Origin of the sequence: Salinisphaera sp. G21_0 (genome assembly GCF_017744115.1) — a bacterium.
Taxonomy (GTDB): domain Bacteria; phylum Pseudomonadota; class Gammaproteobacteria; order Pseudomonadales; family Endozoicomonadaceae; genus Endozoicomonas.
Window position 1 is genome coordinate 1 of sequence record NZ_JAGHQW010000285.1, and the last position, 537, is coordinate 537.

Sequence of the window (537 nt, forward strand, 5' to 3'; positions counted from 1 at the left end):
GTTCCATTTTGCGGACGCAGAAGAGAAGTACAGAGCCAGTGCTTTCATTTGACTTGATTCTAAAAGTTCATCTTCTTCATCACTGCTGTCGCCTCCAATGTCCGTAGAATAACCTTGCTGTTTAAGAGATTGGCGGAGTTTGTTCTCATTATCAGTCAGTTTTTCTCCTGAGGGTACTCCAAAGCGTGCAAATATGCGGCAAGAAAGTTTCAGAAGACTCTTCTTGTCATCCGGGGATAGCCATTGAATAAAGGCTTGCACTTTCGTCTTTTCCGGTAAGCCTTTGCCATTACACATGGAGGAAATATTGGTGACCAGCGCCCGGTCGAGCGGTTTGCCCTTAACGTCCTCGTCTTTGCCCTCCTGCCAGCCCTCTTTCAAGCAGAGCAGCGTCAGGAAGGCCTTCACGCCCTTATCTTTCGGTAAGCCTTTAGAGGAACACATGGAGGAAATATTGGTGACCAGTGCCCGGTCGAGCGGTTTGCCCTTAACGTCCTCGTCTTTGCCCTCCTGCCAGCCCTCTTTCAAGCAGGGCAG

General features: G+C 49.5%; 1 protein-coding gene. It reads right to left on the reverse strand.

Annotation, left to right across the window (positions count from 1 at the left end; all coding sequences use genetic code 11):
• On the reverse strand, positions 1 to 537 hold a 537-nt coding region (locus J7439_RS26090; RefSeq protein WP_209204972.1), incomplete at both ends, for a hypothetical protein.